This window comes from Micromonospora sp. A200 (assembly GCF_029893845.1).
GTDB classification, from domain to species: domain Bacteria; phylum Actinomycetota; class Actinomycetes; order Mycobacteriales; family Micromonosporaceae; genus Micromonospora; species Micromonospora purpureochromogenes.
The window spans coordinates 96430-114725 of the sequence record NZ_JARXXY010000012.1; the positions used below are offsets into that span (position 1 = coordinate 96430).

At 73.5% G+C, this 18296-nt stretch carries 15 protein-coding genes; 8 read left to right on the forward strand and 7 right to left on the reverse strand.

Features of this window, described 5'->3' with window-relative positions; translation table 11 throughout:
- Nucleotides 1–16: 16 nt before the first annotated feature.
- Nucleotides 17–721, reverse strand: coding sequence for a VOC family protein (locus M2302_RS14045; protein ID WP_280838335.1), 705 nt, complete (start codon nt 719–721; stop codon nt 17–19).
- A gap of 253 nt (nt 722–974) precedes the next feature.
- Complete coding sequence (locus tag M2302_RS14050) at nt 975–1553, reverse strand: DsbA family protein (RefSeq protein ID WP_280838336.1); 579 nt, start codon at nt 1551–1553, stop codon at nt 975–977.
- A gap of 233 nt (nt 1554–1786) precedes the next feature.
- Between M2302_RS14050 and M2302_RS14055 the strand changes: the two genes are divergently transcribed.
- Genes M2302_RS14055 through ugpC form a run of 4 tightly spaced genes read left to right on the forward strand, consistent with a single transcriptional unit; the run spans nt 1787 to nt 6186 of the window.
- Entirely contained in the window at nt 1787–3079 is a 1293-nt protein-coding gene (locus M2302_RS14055) for an ABC transporter substrate-binding protein (RefSeq protein ID WP_280838337.1), read from the forward strand.
- 58 nt (nt 3080–3137) lie between these two features.
- Nucleotides 3138–4133 (forward strand): sugar ABC transporter permease, encoded by a 996-nt coding sequence (locus tag M2302_RS14060; RefSeq protein WP_280838338.1) that lies wholly within the window; start codon nt 3138–3140, stop codon nt 4131–4133.
- Nucleotide 4134: 1 nt separating this feature from the next.
- Nucleotides 4135–4968: a carbohydrate ABC transporter permease gene (locus M2302_RS14065; RefSeq protein WP_280838339.1), complete on the forward strand. Its 834-nt coding sequence runs from the start codon at nt 4135–4137 to the stop codon at nt 4966–4968.
- Nucleotides 4969–4977: 9 nt separating this feature from the next.
- Nucleotides 4978–6186, forward strand: a complete 1209-nt coding sequence (ugpC, locus tag M2302_RS14070) for a sn-glycerol-3-phosphate ABC transporter ATP-binding protein UgpC (protein ID WP_280838340.1) — start codon at nt 4978–4980, stop codon at nt 6184–6186.
- Between the two features lie 359 nt (nt 6187–6545).
- Here ugpC and M2302_RS14075 read toward each other — a convergent pair whose 3' ends face one another.
- Nucleotides 6546–7607: a winged helix DNA-binding domain-containing protein gene (locus tag M2302_RS14075; RefSeq protein WP_280838406.1), complete on the reverse strand. Its 1062-nt coding sequence runs from the start codon at nt 7605–7607 to the stop codon at nt 6546–6548.
- A 168-nt stretch (nt 7608–7775) separates the two neighbouring features.
- Complete coding sequence (locus M2302_RS14080) at nt 7776–8498, reverse strand: YsnF/AvaK domain-containing protein (RefSeq protein WP_280838341.1); 723 nt, start codon at nt 8496–8498, stop codon at nt 7776–7778.
- A gap of 173 nt (nt 8499–8671) precedes the next feature.
- Between M2302_RS14080 and M2302_RS14085 the strand changes: the two genes are divergently transcribed.
- The gene (locus M2302_RS14085; RefSeq protein WP_210776482.1) at nt 8672–9046 is read left to right on the forward strand and encodes a hypothetical protein; all 375 of its coding nucleotides are present in this window, start codon (nt 8672–8674) and stop codon (nt 9044–9046) included.
- A gap of 217 nt (nt 9047–9263) precedes the next feature.
- Here the strand turns inward: M2302_RS14085 and M2302_RS14090 are convergent, their stop codons facing one another.
- On the reverse strand, nt 9264–10151 hold the full coding sequence (locus tag M2302_RS14090; protein WP_280838342.1) for an alpha/beta hydrolase: 888 nt from the start codon (nt 10149–10151) through the stop codon (nt 9264–9266).
- 109 nt (nt 10152–10260) lie between these two features.
- Nucleotides 10261–11151, reverse strand: a complete 891-nt coding sequence (locus M2302_RS14095; RefSeq protein WP_280838343.1) for an LLM class flavin-dependent oxidoreductase — start codon at nt 11149–11151, stop codon at nt 10261–10263.
- Between the two features lie 219 nt (nt 11152–11370).
- Between M2302_RS14095 and wrbA the strand changes: the two genes are divergently transcribed.
- Nucleotides 11371–11991, forward strand: coding sequence for an NAD(P)H:quinone oxidoreductase (gene wrbA / locus M2302_RS14100; RefSeq protein ID WP_280838344.1), 621 nt, complete (start codon nt 11371–11373; stop codon nt 11989–11991).
- A gap of 67 nt (nt 11992–12058) precedes the next feature.
- Here the strand turns inward: wrbA and M2302_RS14105 are convergent, their stop codons facing one another.
- A complete protein-coding gene (locus M2302_RS14105; RefSeq protein WP_280838345.1) occupies nt 12059–13978 on the reverse strand; it encodes an anthranilate synthase family protein in 1920 nt (639 codons plus the stop codon).
- 270 nt (nt 13979–14248) lie between these two features.
- Here M2302_RS14105 and M2302_RS14110 point away from each other — a divergent pair, with 270 nt between their 5' ends.
- Complete coding sequence (locus M2302_RS14110) at nt 14249–15649, forward strand: FGGY family carbohydrate kinase (protein ID WP_280838346.1); 1401 nt, start codon at nt 14249–14251, stop codon at nt 15647–15649.
- A 97-nt stretch (nt 15650–15746) separates the two neighbouring features.
- A complete protein-coding gene (locus tag M2302_RS14115) occupies nt 15747–18290 on the forward strand; it encodes a nitrate- and nitrite sensing domain-containing protein (protein ID WP_280838347.1) in 2544 nt (847 codons plus the stop codon).
- Nucleotides 18291–18296 lie beyond the last annotated feature (6 nt).

Consider the following 18296-nt stretch of genomic DNA (forward strand, 5'->3'; position numbering starts at 1 on the left):
GGGATCGACCGCCGGGTCAGGCCGGCCGGCGCGGGGCGAAGGCGCAGAACTCGTTGCCCTCCGGGTCGGCGAGCACCCACCAGCTGACCGTCTCGTCGGGCTCGCGCAGCAGCGTCGCCCCGGCGGCGATCAGCGCGGTGGCGTCCGGGCCGGTCAGGTCGACGTCCCAGTGCACCCGGTTCTTGACCCGCTTGCGGTCCGGCACCGGGTCGAAGACCCAGTAGTCCCACGGGAAGCCGGTCGCGCCGATCACCGAGGCGTGGCCCTCCGCCGTGGTCTTCACCCGGCCGCCCACCACGCCCGCCCACCAGGTGGCCTGGGCGGTCGGGTCGGCGCTGTCCACCACCATCTCGAACGGCCCGGACGGCCTGCCCTCGCGCGGCGCGAACGCGCAGAACTGGTTGCCCTCCGGGTCGGCGAGAATCCACCAGCTGATCTCGGCGTCGGGCTCCCGTACCAGCCGGGCGCCCGCGGCCAGCAGCGCCGCCGGCTCGGCGTCGGCCAGTCGCAGGTCCAGGTGGACCCGGGTCTTGCCGGTGCGCGGCTCGGGCACCCAGTTGACCCAGATCGACTCCGGCCCGGCCTCGCCCGGCCGCGGGTCGACCCGGAAGTCGCCGTCGCCGGTGTCGACCACCTCGCCACCGAGGATCCGGGCCCAGAACCCGGCCAGCGAGCGGGGGTCGGCGGCGTCCATGCAGAGGTCCTTGAAGCGCGCGATCATCCGGTCATCATGCCCGCCCACCCCGACACCCCGCCGCAGGCCGCCCCGCCGTCATGATCGGCGCGCTTTGCGGCGTGTCGCGGTCTCCCGCAGCCAGGACACCGCGACACGCCGCAAGCCGTGCCCGCGGGCCTTGACCAGCGTGCCCGGGGCGGTGATCGGCGAGCCGCGCTCTGAGACCCGTGACCGGAGTCGCGCGACCCGCGCGAGGCACTCCGGCGAGCCGCGAACCGTGTGCCGCGGCCGGGAGAGTTCAGTGGCGGCCGCGCTTGACCTCGTGGAAGGCCGGCATCCGCAGCAGCGGCAGCAGCGAGTCCCAGATGGTCAGCGCGTCGTCGAGGTCGGGCACCTCGGTCAGGATCGGTCCGTGGATGCCGCGCTCCGCGCCGGGCACCATCAGCACCGGCGCGCCGATGTCCGGGCCCGCCGAGGCGTACGCGAGGGCGTGCGACTCGCGTACCGCCTCGTCCCAGCGCTCGTCGTCGAGGGCCGGCGCCGCCTCGCCCAGCCCGGCCGCGTCGACGGCCGCGGTCACGATCGACGCGGCGAGCGGGTTGCCTGCGTCGTGGCTGCGCGCGCCGAGTTCGGCGTAGAAGCGGGCGACGTCCTCGGGACGGCCCTGGGCGCGCAGCGCCTCCACCAGCCGCAGCGCCCGGCTCGACGCGGTCATCGCGTCGGCGAACTGCGGCGGGACGTTGCCGTCGTTGAGGATCGCCAGGCTGAACGCCCGCCACTCGACGCGGAGCCCCCGGGCCTCGGCGACCCGCACCAGCCAGCGCGAGGTGCGCCAGGTCCACGGGCAGGCGGGGTCGAAGAAGAAGGTCGCATCCATCGGCCGAGCCTACGGCGGGGCTGATCGACCCGCACTGCGGTGATCTCCGGCACACCCGCGCCCGGACAATGCGCATCGTCACGCTGAGGTTTCGCGGCGTCGCGGGTCGGGCACTGTGGGCGCACGAAACGCCCGGACTTGGCGCGATTCCGCCGCCCACCGCCCGGGCTGTCTCGCCGTGCGCCGGGGCACGGGCCTTCCCCCGGTGTCTCGCCGAAGAAAGGGGGAGGGCGATGACGACAGATCCCGAAGCGACCCGACATCGGCGCCGTGCGGGCGTCCGGCTCGGGGCGGCGGCCGCCGCGCTGGCGCTGGTCGCGCCACTGGCGGCGTGCGGGTCCGATGGCGGAAGCGGCGGTACGCCCACGATCAACCTGTACTACCCGCCCGAGCAGAACCTCCAGAAGGTGGTCGACGACTGCAACGCCCAGGCACAGGGGCGTTACCGGATCGCCTACCGGGTGCTGCCGCGGCAGGCCGACGACCAGCGGGTGCAGCTGGTCCGTCGGCTGGCCGCGCAGGACCCCGGGATGGATGTGCTCGGCCTCGACGTCACCTGGACCCAGGAGTTCGCCAGCGCCGACTGGATCCGCGAGTGGACCGGCCAGGAGAAGGCCGAGGTGGAGCAGGGCACGCTGACCGGCCCGCTGGAGACCGCCCGGTACGAGGGCAAGCTTTACGCCGCCCCGAAGAACACCAACGTGCAGCTGCTCTGGTACCGCAGTGACCTGGTGCCGCAGGCCCCGACCAGCTGGGACGACATGATCAAGGCAGCGCAGGACCTCAAGGGGCAGGGCAAGCCGTACCAGGTGCTCACCATGGGCGCCCAGTACGAGGGACTGGTCGTCCTCTACAACACCCTGGCCGAGAGCGCCGGCGGAAAGATCCTCAGCGACGACGGCAAGCAGGCCGTGATGGACGACGGGACGGTCAAGGCGCTCGAACAGCTCAAGCGCTTCGCCACGTCGGGCGTGGCCTCGCCGTCGTTCAGCAACGCCACCGAGGACCCGGTACGGCTGGAGTTCCAGGCCGGCGGCGGCGCCTTCCAGGTCAACTGGCCCTTCGTCTACCCGGCGTTGCAGGAGGCGGACCCGGAGCTGGCCAAGAAGGTCAAGTGGGCCCGGGTGCCGGGCGTCGACGCGAACACCCCGAGCAAGGTCACCATCGGCGGGGTGAACATGGCGGTCAGCGCCTACTCGAAGCACCCGGCGGAGTCCTTCGAGGCGGCCAGGTGCATCCGCAACGAGAAGAACCAGAAGTTCTCCGCCATCAACGACGGCGTGCCGCCGACCATCGAGAAGGTCTACGACGACCCGGAGATGGCCGAGGCGTACCCGATGAAGGAGACCATCCTCGACGAGCTCAAGGAGCCGGCGGTCCGACCGCTGACCCCGGCGTACCAGAGCATCTCCACGGTGATGTCGGCGATCCTGTCGCCGCCGTCGGCGATCCAGCCGGAGCGGACGGCCGACGAGTTGCGCGACGCGATCGCCGACGCCCTCCAGTCCAAGGGGGTCCTGCCGTGACCGAGCGAACCCAGCGCCGCCGGCCGACCGGTGGCGGCGACCGTCCGGAGGTGACGGCATGAGCATCAACGCCACTCCCACCGGGGCGGAGGTCGCGGCCGAGGCCGAGCGGCCCACCGGCCGGCACGCGGCGGTGCCCGCCCAGCGGGCCGGCCGCCGGGCGAAGACCCCGCTGAGCGAGAACAAGAAGGCCGAGCGCCGGCTGGGCTGGCTGCTCTGCGCCCCGGCCGCGCTGGTCATGCTGCTGGTGACCGCCTACCCGATCATCTACTCGGTCTGGCTGTCGCTGCAGCGCTTCGACCTGCGCTTCCCCGACCAGCGCGAGTTCATCGGGCTGGAGAACTACGTCACCGTGCTGACCAACGAGTTCTGGTGGACCGCGTTCGGCGTCACCATGCTGATCACGGTGGTCACCGTCGCGGTCGAGCTGGTGCTCGGCATGGGGCTGGCGCTGATCATGCACCGGACGCTGGTCGGCCGGGGCATCGTCCGCACCGCCGCGCTGATCCCGTACGGCATTGTCACGGTGGTGGCCGCCTTCTCCTGGCGGTACGCCTGGACGCCCGGCACCGGTTACCTGGCCAACCTCTTCGACGGCAGCGCGCCGCTGACCGAGCGGGCCGGCTCGCTGGCGATCATCATGCTGGCCGAGATCTGGAAGACCACCCCGTTCATGGCCCTGCTGCTGATGGCCGGGCTGGCGCTGGTGCCGGAGGACCTGCTCAAGGCCGCCTCCACCGACGGGGCGACCGCCTGGCAGCGGTTCACCAAGGTGATGCTGCCGGTGATGAAGCCGGCGATCCTGGTCGCGCTGCTGTTCCGCACGCTGGACGCGTTCCGGGTCTTCGACAACATCTTCGTGCTGACGGCGGGCGGCAATGAGACCTCCTCGGTGTCGATGCTCGCCTACAACAACCTGATCCGGGGCCTCAACCTCGGCATCGGTTCCACGATGTCGGTGCTGATCTTCCTCACCGTGGCGATCATCGCCTTCGTCTTCGTGAAGCTGTTCGGTACCGCTGCCCCGGGCAGCGACGACGGGGAGAGGCGCTGACATGGCCGAAACCACCACCCGGGCGAAGCTGCGCTGGGGTCTGCTGGACGTCATCGTCGTCGTCTTCGCGCTGATCCCGGTGCTCTGGATCGCCTCGCTGTCGTTCAAGACCCCGGCCACCCTCACCGACGGGAAGTTCATCCCTCGCGAGTGGACGCTGGACAACTACCGGACGATCTTCGATACCGACCAGTTCGTCCGGGCGCTGGTCAACTCGATCGGCATCGCGCTGATTGCCACGCTGATCGCGGTGGTGCTCGGGGCGATGGCCGCGTACGCGATCTCGCGGCTGGACTTCCCCGGCAAGAAGCTGCTGGTCGGCGTCTCCCTGCTGATCGCGATGTTCCCGCAGGTGTCGCTGGTGTCGCCGCTGTTCGAGATCGAGCGGCAGCTCGGCCTCTTCGACACCTGGCCGGGCCTGATCCTGCCGTACATCACCTTCGCGCTGCCGCTGGCGATCTACACGCTGTCGGCGTTCTTCAAGCAGATCCCGTGGGACCTGGAGAAGGCGGCGAAGATGGACGGCGCCACCCAGGGCCAGGCGTTCCGGCGGGTGATCGCCCCGCTGGCCGCGCCCGGCCTGTTCACCACGGCGATCCTGGTCTTCATCTTCTGCTGGAACGACTTCCTCTTCGCGATCACGCTCACCTCCACCGAGCGGGCCCGCACGGTGCCGGTGGCGCTGTCGTTCTTCACCGGCGAGTCGCAGTTCGAGGATCCCACCGGGGCGATCTGCGCCGCTGCCGTGGTGATCACCATTCCGATCATCCTGTTCGTGCTCTTCTTCCAGCGCCGCATCGTCTCCGGACTGACCTCCGGCGCAGTCAAGGGATAGGTGGTAGTCGTGGCTGACATCGTGCTCGACAAGGTGAGCAAGCGGTTCCCGGACGGGACCGTGGCGGTGCAGGACGTCGATCTGGAGATCGCCGACGGCGAGTTCGTCATCCTGGTCGGCCCCTCCGGCTGCGGGAAGTCCACCACCCTCAACATGATCGCCGGGTTGGAGGACATCAGCTCCGGCGAACTGCGCATCGCCGGGCAGCGGGTGAACGACAAGGCGCCCCGGGACCGGGACATCGCGATGGTGTTCCAGTCGTACGCGCTCTACCCGAACATGACCGTCCGGGAGAACATGGCCTTCCCGCTGCGGCTGCAGAAGCTGGACAAGGAGACCATCAACCAGAAGGTGGAGGAGGCGGCCAAGGTCCTGGAGCTGACCGCGCTGCTGGACCGCAAGCCGGCCAACCTCTCCGGCGGCCAGCGCCAGCGGGTGGCGATGGGTCGGGCCATCGTCCGCCAGCCCAAGGCGTTCCTGATGGACGAGCCGCTGTCCAACCTGGACGCCAAGCTGCGGGTGCAGATGCGTACCGTGGTGTCCCGGCTGCAGAAGCAGCTCGGCACCACCACCGTCTACGTCACCCACGACCAGACCGAGGCGATGACCCTCGGCGACCGGGTGGTGATCATGCGGGGCGGCGCGGTGCAGCAGGTCGGCCCGCCGCAGGAGCTCTACGACCACCCCCGCAACCTCTTCGTCGCCGGTTTCATCGGCTCCCCGTCGATGAACTTCCTGCACGCGGCGGTCTCCGACGGCACCCTGCGGACCGCGCTCGGGGACGTGCCGATCGGCGACCGGGTCCGCCGGCAGCTCGAGGGGGCCGACGCTCCCCGCGAGCTGATCCTCGGTATCCGTCCTGAGCACTTCGAGGACGCCGAGCTGGTGGACGACGAGACCCGCCGCCGGGGCATGGAGTTCGAGGCGCCGGTGGACATCGTCGAGTCGATGGGCTCGGACAAGTACGTCTACTTCACCGTCGAGGGGGAGCGGGCCAGCGCCGCCGAGCTGGAGGAGTTGGCCGCCGACGCTGGTGCCGCCGATTTCACCGGCAGCGGGGCCAGCCTGGTCACCCGCCTGTCGGCCGAGTCCCCGGTGACGGAGGGCACGAGCCGCCGGGTCTGGTTCAACCTGGAGAAGATCCACCTGTTCGACCCGTCCAGCGGGCGCAACCTGACCCTGCACGAGGGTCGGGCCGCGGGCGCGCTGGCCGACTGACGGTCGTCGCCGAGGGGCCGGTGGGTGTGCACCCCCGGCCCCTCTCGCGTTGCCGCCCCAGCCCAGTCCCGGAGCACCTACCGAGCCTCGGCGTCCTCACCGACCGTCACACCGCCTTCGCCCGCCGACACCCGGGCGGCACGCTTTGCTCTGCTGCCGCCCCGGCAACAGTGACCATCCGTGCCTGTTGCCGGGAGGGCAGCAGAGCAAAGCGTGCGAGGCGAGGGTGGCGGGGTGGGGAAGGCGTTCGGCATGCAGACAGGTCAGGGAGGTGGTGCGTGTCGCGCCGACCCCGCCGCTTGCAGGTGGAGGACAGCCCGGTTACGGATCGTGACGATCAGGGTCGCGCGCAGCCGGGGTCACCAGGAGTGACGAAGGGGCAGGCCGAGGAAGTCGGCGTACCGGGTGAGGGCCACCTCGACCCGGCCGCGCACCGAGTCGTCGAACGGGGTCAGCTGCCGCACGGTCACGCTGACCCGGGCCCGGCCGATGGTGCGCTTCCAGGTGCCGACCACCCGGCCGCGGCGCACGATCGTGGACTGGAAGACGCCGTTGCCGCCGGGGACCACGGCCTGCCGATGCGCCGGGTCGAGCATCAGTGTGCGGTCCTTGTAGCCGAGCAGGTACTCGTCGAACCCGGGCAGCACCAGCACGTCGTCGCGCGCGGTGCGGGGCGCGTCGAGCAGCGCCGCGTCGAGCACGGCCGGCACCCCGTCCACCTCCACCGTGGCCAGGTCGTCACCGGCCACCGCGATGCCCCGCCGGGCGTCCGCCGCGGTCAGCCCCGTCCACCCGGCGAAGTCCTGCCGGGTGGTCGGCCCGTGGGACCGGAAGTACCGCAGCGCCAGCAGACCGAGCGCCTCGTCGCGTTCGGGACGGCGCGGCTCGGGCGCCCACTCGTCGAGCAGGGCGAAGGTCTGCTCGGTCCCGACGTGCGGGGCGATGCAGGTGACGCCGCGCTGGCTCGCGTACCAGAGCAGGTGGTAGCCGCGCTGGCCGGACGGGTCGAGGCCGGCGGCGGTCAGGGTGGCCAGGCACTCGGCGCGGGTGAGCCGGCCGCCGCCGGCCAGCGCCGCCCCGAGCACGTCGGCCGCCCGGTCGGCGTCGGCCTCGGTGAGGCCGAGCGCGGCCCGGCGGGCCGCCGCGCCGCTCAGCGCCCGCACGCCGGTCACCTCGAGCATCCAGCGGGCGTCCCGCGGGGGTACGAGGTGCACGGTGCCCCGCATCGGCCAGGTCCGCAACGCCTCCCGGCGCTCCAGCGCCGCCCGCACGTCCGCCACCGTCCACCCGGGCAGCCGGGTGCCCAGCGACCACAGGCCGCTCGCCGCGTCCTGCGCCTGCATCGCGCCGAACCACTCGACCACGCCGGCGACGTCCCGCGGCCGGCCGCGCGGGTGCTCCCGCAACAGCAGGCTGGTCATCCGTAACGCCAACGCCTCGTCGCCGGTCAATCGCACAGTGCCGCCCTTCGCCGGGGAACGACGGTCAGCCTAGGCGGCGGCACCGACACCGATCCCGACACGCCGCCGGGCGGGCGGGCCGTGGCCCACCCGCCCGACGTCCACGATCATCGCCCGTGGCGGTCGCGGTCAGCGCCGCCGGCGTGCCGGCTCCGGCACGTCCGCGTCGACCCGCTCGCGGCGGACCTGCGCGTCGATCGGCTCATCCTCGACGATCTCGTCCTTGGTCAGCCGGACCCGCTCGACCGGCACCTGGTCCTTGCTGACCACCGGCCGCTCGGCGCGCAGCTCCATCTCACGCTGCTCGTCGCGGATGTCCGGCCGGACGTCGCCGCGGTTCGCCGCGGTGATCGGCTCGCGCACCACCCGTACCTCGTCGTGCTCGACCGGCACCGTGGTGTGCACGTCCTCGGTCACCACGTGCTTGCTCAGCCGGGCCTTGCCCGCCGGCTCGCTCTGGGTACCGACCCGCAGCCGCTCCTCGGACCGGGTCATCTCCGGCGCACCGGGCCGCCGCTGCGGCTGCTCCTGCTGCTGCTGGAGCTGGTAGTGCCGGTAGAGCTGGGCGAGCTGGCCCGAGCCGAGCGGCGCCTCGGTGCCCGACTCGACGGCGGGCGCGCTGCGCACGGTCGCTTTGTCGTACGGCACCCGCAGGCGACCCTCGGCCATCCCGGCTCCGGCCAGCGGCGCCATGGACTCGTGGTGGCCCATCACGCCGGTCTTCACGCTGACCCAGGTGGGCTCGCCGGCGGCGTCGGCCCAGACCTGGCCCACACTGCCGATCTTGGCGCCCGAGCGGTCCTGGACGTCCTGCCCGTACAGCGAGCGAACCTGCTGTTCGGTGAGTCGCATCGTTCGTCCTTCCTCTCGTGGGTCACGACCCGGCTACCCGGCCCGTCCGGAGCGCATTCGTGGGGACGGCCGTGGATAGCAGCAGCGGGAGGAAGGTGCCGGAGCGGACGCATAAGTGTCGGGACATGGGGGATGCGCCGTCCGGGACCGTAGCGAAGAATGCGAGGTATGAGATGACCGCGTCCAGTGAGCCCGCCCCGCGCGCCCGCTCCACCGGAGGTACCCCGGCCAAGACCAGTGCCGCCGCCACCTTCGCTCTGGTGTTCGGCGTGGCGGCGCTGTTCAGCGTGCTGACCGCCATCCTCGCCTGGATCGGTCTGCTGCTCGGGATCATCGGGGTGATCCTGGGGATCTTCGGTCTGAAGATGAGCCGCCGCCCGGGGGTGACCGGGCGGGGGGTCGCGATCGGCGGGCTGGTGCTCAGCGTGCTGGCGGTGCTGCTCGGGTTGGCCCTCGCGGCCGGGATCAGCACCTTCGTCAACGACGAGGGTGCGGTGAACCGCCTCCAGCAACAGGTCGACGACCTGCGCGACCGACTTGACGACTGAGCCGGACACGGGCCGCCGACCCGGTGGCGGAGCCGCCGGCAGACACGGGCCCTGATCGCGCTACGCCGCGGGCGGAGCGCGATCCCCCGTTTCCCCCGTTCAGGTCCATCGTGCGTCGGCGGCGTCCCGGGCCGCCGGCACCCGTGCGACCAGGATCCCGGGTCGGCGAGACCGGCGAGCACCTCCCCGCAGGGAACTTGCGCAAATCTTGAGCCGGCTACGTCCCGGCGCCGGGACGGTGGACGCGGCCGAGGAAGTCGCGCATCAGGGACACCACCTCGTCGAGGTGGGTCTCCAGCAGCCAGTGGCCGCCGTCGAGCAGGTGCAGCTCCGCGTCCGGCAGGTCGCGCAGGTACGCGCGGGCTGCCCCCTCGGGCATGTACCCGTCGTGCGGCCCCCAGACGATCAGCGTGGGCGGCCGGTGCTCCCGCAGGTACGCCTGCTGACGCGGGAACCAGTCGACGGTGCTCCGCTGGTCGGCGAGCAGGTGCACGAGGTGGTCGGGGCCCGGCGGCCGGCCCACCTGCGCCCAGGAGAGCGTCCACAGGTCGGGGCTGATCCGCTCGGCGATCTCGCCGGGCACCTCGCCCAGGAACTCGGCGCGGAACCCGCTCTCCGAGACGTGTTCGGCCACCTCGGCCAGCGCCTGCGGGCTGGGGTCGGCCCACATCTCCTTCAGCGGCGCGTACTTGGGCCCGTGCTGGTCCTCGTAGATGTCGCCGTTCTGAATGACCAGTGCCGCGACCCGTTCCGGCGCGCTCATCGCCAGTCGCAGCCCGAACTGGGAGCCGTAGTCCTGCAGGTAGATGGCGTAGTGGCGCAACCCGAGGACGTCGGTGAACCGGCGCAGGAAGTCGGCGTACCCGTCGAAGGTGTAGGCGAACGGCGCCGCTTCGGCCCGGGTGTAGCCGAAGCCCGGCAGGTCGGGGGCGAGCAGCCGCCAGCGGTCGCCGAGCGCCGGCATCAGGTTGCGGAACTGGAACGAGGAGGACGGGTAGCCGTGCGGCAGCAGCACCACCGGGGCGTCCACCGGCCCGGCTTCCCGGTAGAACGTTTGGATGCCGTTGACGTCGACGACCCGGTGCGCCACGGCAACGCCTCCCATGGCCCCGCCCTACCCGCCCCCGAGCCGGGCAAACCCCGCCCCGCCGGGCGCGGGAGAGCCGCCCCGGATGGCCCGGATCCCGGAATTCCGTGCCGTTGGCGCCGCCGGTTCAGCGCCGGTCGGCGGCGACCAGCTCGCGGGCGGCGGGTGCCACCTCGGCGGCGAATCGGCGCAGGTCGTCGGCATCGTCGCTGCCGAGGATGAAGACGCTGACGCCCTCGCTCAGGGCCAGGTCCGCCAGTTCTTCGGCCCACTGCTCCGCGGGTCCGTCCAGCGGGCCGCGACCGACCGCGCCGAACCGTCCGGTGATGTTGAGCAGCCGCCGGACGTCCCGCGGCGACCGGCCGGCCTGCTGGGCGGCGTCGTCGATGATCCGGTTGCCGGTGGTCAGGTCGCCGGGCTTCAGATAGCCCAGCGACGGGAGCCAGCCGTCGGCCCGGCGGCCGGTGAGGGCGAGCATCCGGGGTTTGTAGGCGCCCAGCCAGATCGGCACCGGGTGGGCGGGGGCCGGGCCGCGCTTGGCGCCGTGCACCCGGTGGAACTCGCCGTCGACCCGCACGCCGCCGCGCGCGTCGGCGTCCCACAGTTGGCGGATGACGTCGATGGCCTCCTCCAAGGCCCGCACCCCCTGCGCGGGCGTTAGCCGGCGGCCGCCCATCGCCTCGATGGCGTCCCAGAACGCGCCCGCCCCCAGGCCCAGCCGGACCCTCCCTCCGCTGAGCAGGTCGAGGCTCGCCACGCTGCGCGCGAGGACCGCCGGCGGGCGCAGCGGAAGGTTCGTCACGTTCGCCGACAGGCCGACCGTGCTGGTCCGCGCGGCGACGTAGCTCAGCAGCGTCCAGGTGTCGAGCAGCTTCGGCTGGTACGGGTGGTCCTGAAAGGTGACCAGGTCCAGCCCGACCTGCTCGGCCAGGACGGCGAGGGCGACGGTGCCCGCCGGGTCGTCGCTCGCCGGTGTGGTGAACGATCCGAAGAGCAGCGGGTGACCGTAGTCGCTCATCGCCGCTCGGCCTCCGGGTAGGGCGGGCACGAGGCCCGGCGTCTTCCGATGCTCATCCGCCTCTCCTTCCCGTCGCGGCCGCAGGCAGTCCATCGATCTCGGTGCCGGATTGCCGGCGTCGACCAGGGCAGGCTCCGCTCGGCCGCTCGATCTTGCAGTTTGACACGGCATGTGACGGGTAGTCGCGGGAGCTGATCCGAACCGAGGAGGGACGTGCCGATGGACGGCCAGGTCAAGGTAGCGGTGGTCTACTACAGCGCGACCGGCATCACCTACCAGATGGCGCAGGCGGCCTGCGAGGCCGCCGGCGAGGCCGGCGCCGAGGTGCGCCTGCGGAAGGTACGCGAGCTGGCGCCCGACGAGGCGATCCGCTCCAACTCGGGCTGGCAGGCCCATCACCTGGAGACGCAGGACGTCCCCGAGGCGCAGCTCGACGACCTGTCCTGGGCTGACGTGGTCATCTTCGGCTCACCCACCCGCTACGGCATGATCGCCGCCCAGCTCAAGCAGTTCATCGACACCACCGGCCCGCTCTGGTCGCAGGGCGCCCTGGTGGACAAGGTCTACAGCGCCTTCACCTCCACCGCGACCTCGAACGGTGGGCAGGAGTCCACGCTGTTGTCCCTGTTCACGACCTTCTACCACTGGGGCGGCCTGGTGGTGACCCCCGGCTACACCGACCCCAGCCAGTTCGCCGCGGGCAACCCGTACGGCGCCTCGCACACCAGCAACAACGGGGAGACCGCCCCGGACCACCTGGCGCTCGGCGCCACCGCCCTGACCGCCAAGCGGGCGGTGCGCATCAGCGCCGCGGTCAAGCGCGGCCTGGCCGCCGGCTGATCAACTCCGGCGACCGGTGGCCGGGCGGGGGCTCTCGGCCCGTCCGGTCCACCGGTCGCCGCAACCCCTACCCGAGATCGGCCGGTCCATGCGCGGTCAGCGCCGGACGGGCCAGCAGGTGCCCGAGCAGGTCCGCCAGGACGGCCAGCCCGTCCCGGCTGAGCACCGACTCCGGGTGGAACTGCACCCCGGCGAAACCGGGGCCGCGCAGCGCGTGCACCGCCCCGTCGGCCGGGTCACGGGACAGCTCCACCGGCCCGTACCGGGTGCCGAGCCGGTCGCGGTCGGCCAGGGCGGTGAAGGTGGAGTAGAAGCCCACCCGCCGGGACGTGCCGAAGACCGGGACGTCCCGCTGCAGTCCCTGGTACGGCGCCTCCCGCCGGTGCAGGGGCAACCCCAGCAGGCCGGCGAGCAGCTGGTGGCCGAGGCAGACCGCCAGCGTGGGCAGGCCGGCGGCGAGCCGGTCGGCCAGCAGCGCCCGCAGCGCCGCCATCTTCGGCTCGGTGGTCGCGCCCGGGTCGCCCGGGCCGGGCCCCACCACCACCAGGTCGTACCCGTCGAGCGGGGCGGCCCGTTGCCACGGCCGGACGTCCACGGCGAGACTCAGGGCCCCGAGCTGGTGGGCGAGCATCCCGGTGAAGGTGTCCTCGCCGTCCACGATCAGCGCGCGCCGGCCGGCCAGCCCGGCCAGTGTGGTCGCCCCGGGCACCCGCTGGTCGAGCCAGAACCGGGCCAGCGGCGTGTTCCGCGCGGCGAGCACCGCCCGCACCTCGGGGTCCTCGGCGAGCCGTACCGCCCGGGCGGGGTCGGCGGCCGGCGCCTGCGCAGCCAGCCCCAGCGCGGCGAGCACCCCGGCCGCCTTGGCGTGCGTCTCGGCGACCTCGCCGGCGGCGGTGGAGTGCCGCACCAGGGTCGCCCCGACCGGCACCCGCAGCTCACCGGCGGGGGAGATCTCCGCCGTCCGGATCAGGATCGGCGCGTCCAGCGTCTGCCGGCCCTCGTCGTCGCGCCCGAGCAGGGCCAGCACGCCGGAGTAGTAGCGCCTCCCGGAGCGCTCGTGCCGGGCGATCACCCGGCAGGCGTTCTCCATCGGACTGCCGGTGACCGTCGGGGCGAACATCGTCTCCCGCAGCACCTCCCGGACGTCCTTCGAGCCGCGCCCGGCGAGCAGGTACTCGGTGTGCGCGAGGTGCGCCATCTCCTTCAGGTACGGCCCGATTACCTGGCCGCCGTGCTCGGCGACCGTGGCCATCATCTTCAGCTCCTCGTCGAGCACCATGTACAGCTCCTCGACCTCCTTGGGATCGCGGAGGAAGCGCAGCAGGGCGGCGCGGTCCGGGGTCGCGCCGGCGTGCCGGAAGGTGCCGCTGATCGGGTTCATCATCACCAGCCCGTCGTCGACGCTGACGTGCCGCTCCGGGCTCGCGCCGACCAGGATCCGGTGCCCGGTGTGCACCAGGAACGTCCAGTAGGCGCCCCGCTCGCCGAGCAGCAGCCGGCGCAGTGCCGCCAGCCCCGCCCGCAGCGGCGATCCCTGCACCGTCGCCCGCAGGGTGCGGTGGATGACGAAGTTGGCGCCCTCACCGCGGCCGATCTCCTCGGCCAGCACCCGCTCGACGGTGTCGGCGTACTCCTCGTCGGCGACGTCGAATCCGGCGCCCGTGGTGACCACCGGGGCCTGCGGGAGCGCGGCGAGCGCGTCGGCCAGGGCGATCCGTGCGTGCCCGGCTATCTCCAGGTACTCCAGCGGCGTGCCGTCGTCGACGCACTCGAAGCCCCGCTCGGCGATCTGCCGGTACGGCACCAGGGCCAGCGTGCGCGGGCCGGCCGCCCCGTCGGGCAGCGGCAGGTCGGCGAGCCGGTCGGCGGTGCGGACCGTACCCGTGAAGAGGTCGAGGTGCGCGGCGCCCTCGCGACGGACGAGCGCGAACGGGCCGGGGTCGGCGTCGTGCGCGAGGGCGGCGAGCAGGTCGTGCGGGCGGTTCATTCGGTGTCTCCTCCGGGCCGTCGGCGCCGCCCGTCGGGGCGGCCCGGGAGCCGGGGGAGAGACCGGCGGCCGCCTCGTCGGGCGGCCGCGTGGAAAGCTACGCGCGGAAGGTGGCCGCCGGGTCGGCGGGCCACCAGCAGGACAGGTGCGCGAGCATGTCGACCACCCTACGCGGCCGCCGCCGGTCGCGGAAGCCGTCCGAGGTACGCGTCGCGCGCCCGCCCGCGATCGAGGCTTCGCGGGGCCGGTCGGCGGGTACCGTGACCGGCGATGAACATTCTCGCTCTCGACCTCGGCACCTCCTCGGTACGCGGGCTCGTGCTCGACGCCGACGCGGGCCCGCGGCCGGGTGCGCTGGCGCGGCGCAAGGTGCACGTGAGCATCGGCGACCGCGGCTCGGGCACCCTCGACCCCGCGCAGTACCTGGCCTGCCTGGTCGAGTGCCTGGACGAGCTCGCCGCCGCCGGGCACCTGGCCGACGTGCACCTGGTCGCGGTCTCGGCGCAGTGGCACTCGGTGGTGCCGCTCGACGACGCGGGTGCGCCGCTCGGGCCGGTCCTGACCTGGCTGGACACCCGCGCCATGGCGGCCCCCGGCAACGCCGGCCCGGCCGATCCGGACGCCTACCACCAACGGACCGGTGGGTGGTGGCACCGCGGCTACTGGCCGCTCCGGCTGCCCTGGCTCCGGGCGCGGTGCGGCAGCCGGATCGCCCGGTTCGTCGGCCTGGCCGAGTACGTCCTCGGCCAGCTGCTCGACACCGCGCCGATGTCGGTCTCCATGGCCTCCGGCACGGGACTGCTCGACCTGCGCACGCTGGCCTGGGACGCCGAGGCCTGCGAGCTGGCCGGGGTCCGGCCGGGCGAGCTGCCCGAGCTGGCGCCGACGGGGTGGAACGGGCGACTGCGCGCGGAGCACGCCGGTCGGTGGCCGCAGCTGGCCGGCGTGACCTGGTCCGTCCCGGTCGGTGACGGGGCGGCCTCCAACGTGGGTTCCGGTTGTGTGGACGGGCGGCGCGCGGCGGTGACCGTGGGCACCTCCGCGGCGGTCCGGCTGCTGCATCGGCTGCCGGCCGGTGAGCCGCTGCCGCCGCTGCCCGAGGAACTCTGGCGCTACCGGGTGGACCACGAGTACGTGGTGACCGGGGCGGCCTACTCCTGCGGCGGCAACCTCTACACCTGGGCCAAGCGGGAGCTGCGGCTGCCCGAGGGCCCGGAGCTGGCGGCCGCGCTGGCCCGGGTGCCGCCGGACGGCGGCGAGGTGACGGCCGACCCCCGCCTGGGCGGCGACCGGCCACCCGGCTTCGCTCCGGCCGGTGCCGGTGAGCTGCGCGGGGTCGGCTTCGCCACCACCGGGGTGGAGATCCTGGCCGGACTGATGGCCGGCCTGTGCCGGATGGTCGCCGACGATCTGGCCGTGCTGGAGTCCACCGTCGAGATGCCGATGGAGGTGGTGCTGGGTGGGGGAGCGATGGCGGCCTCCGCCTGGTGGCGCTCGGCGTTCGCCACGGCGCTGGCGCCCCGCCCGGTGCGGCACCGTGCCGAGCCGGAGATCGGCGCGATCGGCGCGGCGCTGGTGGCGCTGGGCCGGGTGGCCGAGGCGGGGCGGCTGGCGATGACCGAGCCGCCCGACGAGGGATCCTCGCCGGAGCCCTCCGGCGCCGCTTCCTGACCGGAGCGGTGGCACAGCCCGTTGACACAGCTCGCGGGCCTGGTTGGATGGACCCCGCTCCCTGACGCGGGGGAGGCGGGGGACCGAGGAGGCAGGTGTGGGCGCAGGTCCCGACCCGAGGCAGGGCGAGCAGGGTGGTCGGAGCCGGGGGGCCGTCCGGGTCGTACCCCACCGGCGGCGCTCGCCGTTCCGGCTGCGCGACTGGCGGATGCGCACCAAGCTCGCCACCGTGCTGGTCATCCCGTCCGTGGCCTTCCTGGTGCTGGCCGGCGTGCAGACCGCGGCGCTGGTCGGGCAGACCACCGCGTTGAGCGACTTCGCCCGGCAGGTCGGCATCGGCCGGCAGATCACAGGCGTGGTGGACCGGCTCCAGCAGGAGCGGGACCGCTCCGCGGGGGAGTTGGCCGAGCTGCGCCGGGCCGGGAGCGAGGCCGACCGGGTCGCGGCGGTCAGCGCGCTGCGGCCGTTGCAGGCGGCCACCGACCAGGCCGTCAGTGAGCTGCGCGGGGCCGCGCAGCCGCTGGTCGACGCCGACGCGTCCTGGCGGGTGGCGTACGGCGAGGCGCTGGAGGCGTACGACCAGGTGGTCTACATCCGGGCCGCGGTGCCGCCGGCGGTGCTCAACAGCGACACCATCCTGAGCAACTACCACCGGGCCATCGAGGCGCTGCTCAACCTGCTGGCGGAGCCCTCGCCGGGGGAGCAGCAGCCCGTGCTCACCGACGCCGTGCTGCGGTACGTGCAGCTCGCCCGGGTCAAGGAGCTGTCGTCGCGGATCCGCGGGCAGCTCTACGCCGCCGCCCGGGCCGGCCGCTACGACCTGGACGACCAGGTGACCCTCACCGACCTGCGGGCGCAGCAGCTGGCCGCGCTCGGCGCGTTCCGGGTCGCCGCCACCAACGATCAGGTCCGGCTCTACGACCGGACCTCGGTCGACCCGGCGTTCGTCGCGGCGATGAGGCTGGAGGAGAAGAGCCTACCCACCGGCGGTGCCCGCGCGGAGGTGCTGCCCGCGCCACAGTGGTGGGCCGCCAGCGAGCAGCGCCAGGAGTTGCTGCGCCAGCTGGAGGCGCGGGTGCTGGACGACGCGGTGACCCGGGCCGACACGGTCAGCGGCGACCGGCTGCGCACCACCCTGCTGGTGGTCGGCGGCATCGTGGTGGTGCTCGGGCTCGCCGTGCTGCTCGCCCTCCTCATCGGCCGGTCCATCGCCAACTCCATGCAGCGCCTGCGCGGGCAGGCCCTGCGGATCGCCCAGGTCGAGCTGCCGGACGCGCTGGACCGGCTCCGCTCGGTGCAGGGCGGCGTGCCCACCATCGATGTGCCGCCCCCGGTCGTCCGTTCCTCCGACGAGATCGGCGAGCTGGCCGAGGCGTTCGTCGCGGTGCACCGCAGCGCGGTCAGCGTCGCGGTGGAGCAGGCGGAGACGCGGCGCACCGTCAACGCGATGTTCGTCAACCTGGCCCGACGCAGCCAGGTGCTGGTGGAGCGGCAGCTGGAGCTGCTCGACGACCTGGAACGGGAGGAGGCCGACCCGGACCAGCTGGAGAACCTGTTCAAGCTGGACCACCTGGCCGCCCGGATGCGCCGTAACGACGAGAGCCTGCTGGTGCTGGCCGGCACGGAGTCCACCCGACGGTGGAACCGCCCGGTCGGTCTCGGGGCGGTGCTGCTGGCCGCCAGCGCCGAGATCGAGCAGTACCAGCGGGTCCGCCGCGAGTCGGTGGCCGACCTGTACGTGGTCGGGCACGCCGTCGGCGAACTGGTGCACCTGCTGGCCGAGCTGCTGGAGAACGCCACCGCCTTCTCCCGGCCCGACACCGTGGTCCGGGTGGGCGCCCGGGCCGAGGGCGGCGGCGCGGTGGTGGAGATCGTCGACCAGGGGTTGGGGATGAGCCCGGCGGCGCTGGAACAGGCCAACATCGTGCTGGCCTCCCCGCCGGCCGCCGACGTGGCCGCCTCGGAGCGGATGGGACTGTTCGTGGTCAGCCACCTCGCCGCCCGGCACGGCATCCGGGTACGCCTCAGCGGTGGCGCGCAGGGCCTGCTCGCCCGGATCGAGCTGCCCGCCGCGCTGCTGGCCGCCGCGCCCCCGGCGGAGCTGGACGGGCCGGTCTCACCGCGGATGCTGACCACGGCGGTCGCCGGCGCGACCCGGCCCGGCGGGCCGCGACGGCCGGCCGGCGCGCCGGCGCCGACGGAGCTGCCGGTGGCCGGCCGTCGTCCCGACCCGGCTCCGGTGGTGCCCGTGCAGGGGCGGCCGGTGCCGGTCCGCGCCGAGGACGTGCTGTCGCCGGCCGCGGGCGCCCCGGCGGCCGGCGGCGGCTGGTGGTCCCGCCAGGGGCCCGCATCGTCCGCCGCGGTGCCGGCGGGTGATGTGACGCCCGCGCCGCCCGCGACGCCTGTCATCGGGGGCACCAACGAACGGGGCCTGCCGGTGCGGGTGCCGATGGCGCAGCTCTCCGCGGTCACCGAGCCGGCCCGTCCGGAGGTTGCCGCCACCCGGGACGACCCGGACCCGGAGGCGGTCGGTGGGATGCTGTCGCGGCTGTACAGCGGGGTCCGCCGGGCCGAGGCCGAGGAGACCCGGGAGATAATCTTGCCGCCGTCGGGTGGGCACAGCGAAGGGGGACGACAGTGACGACGA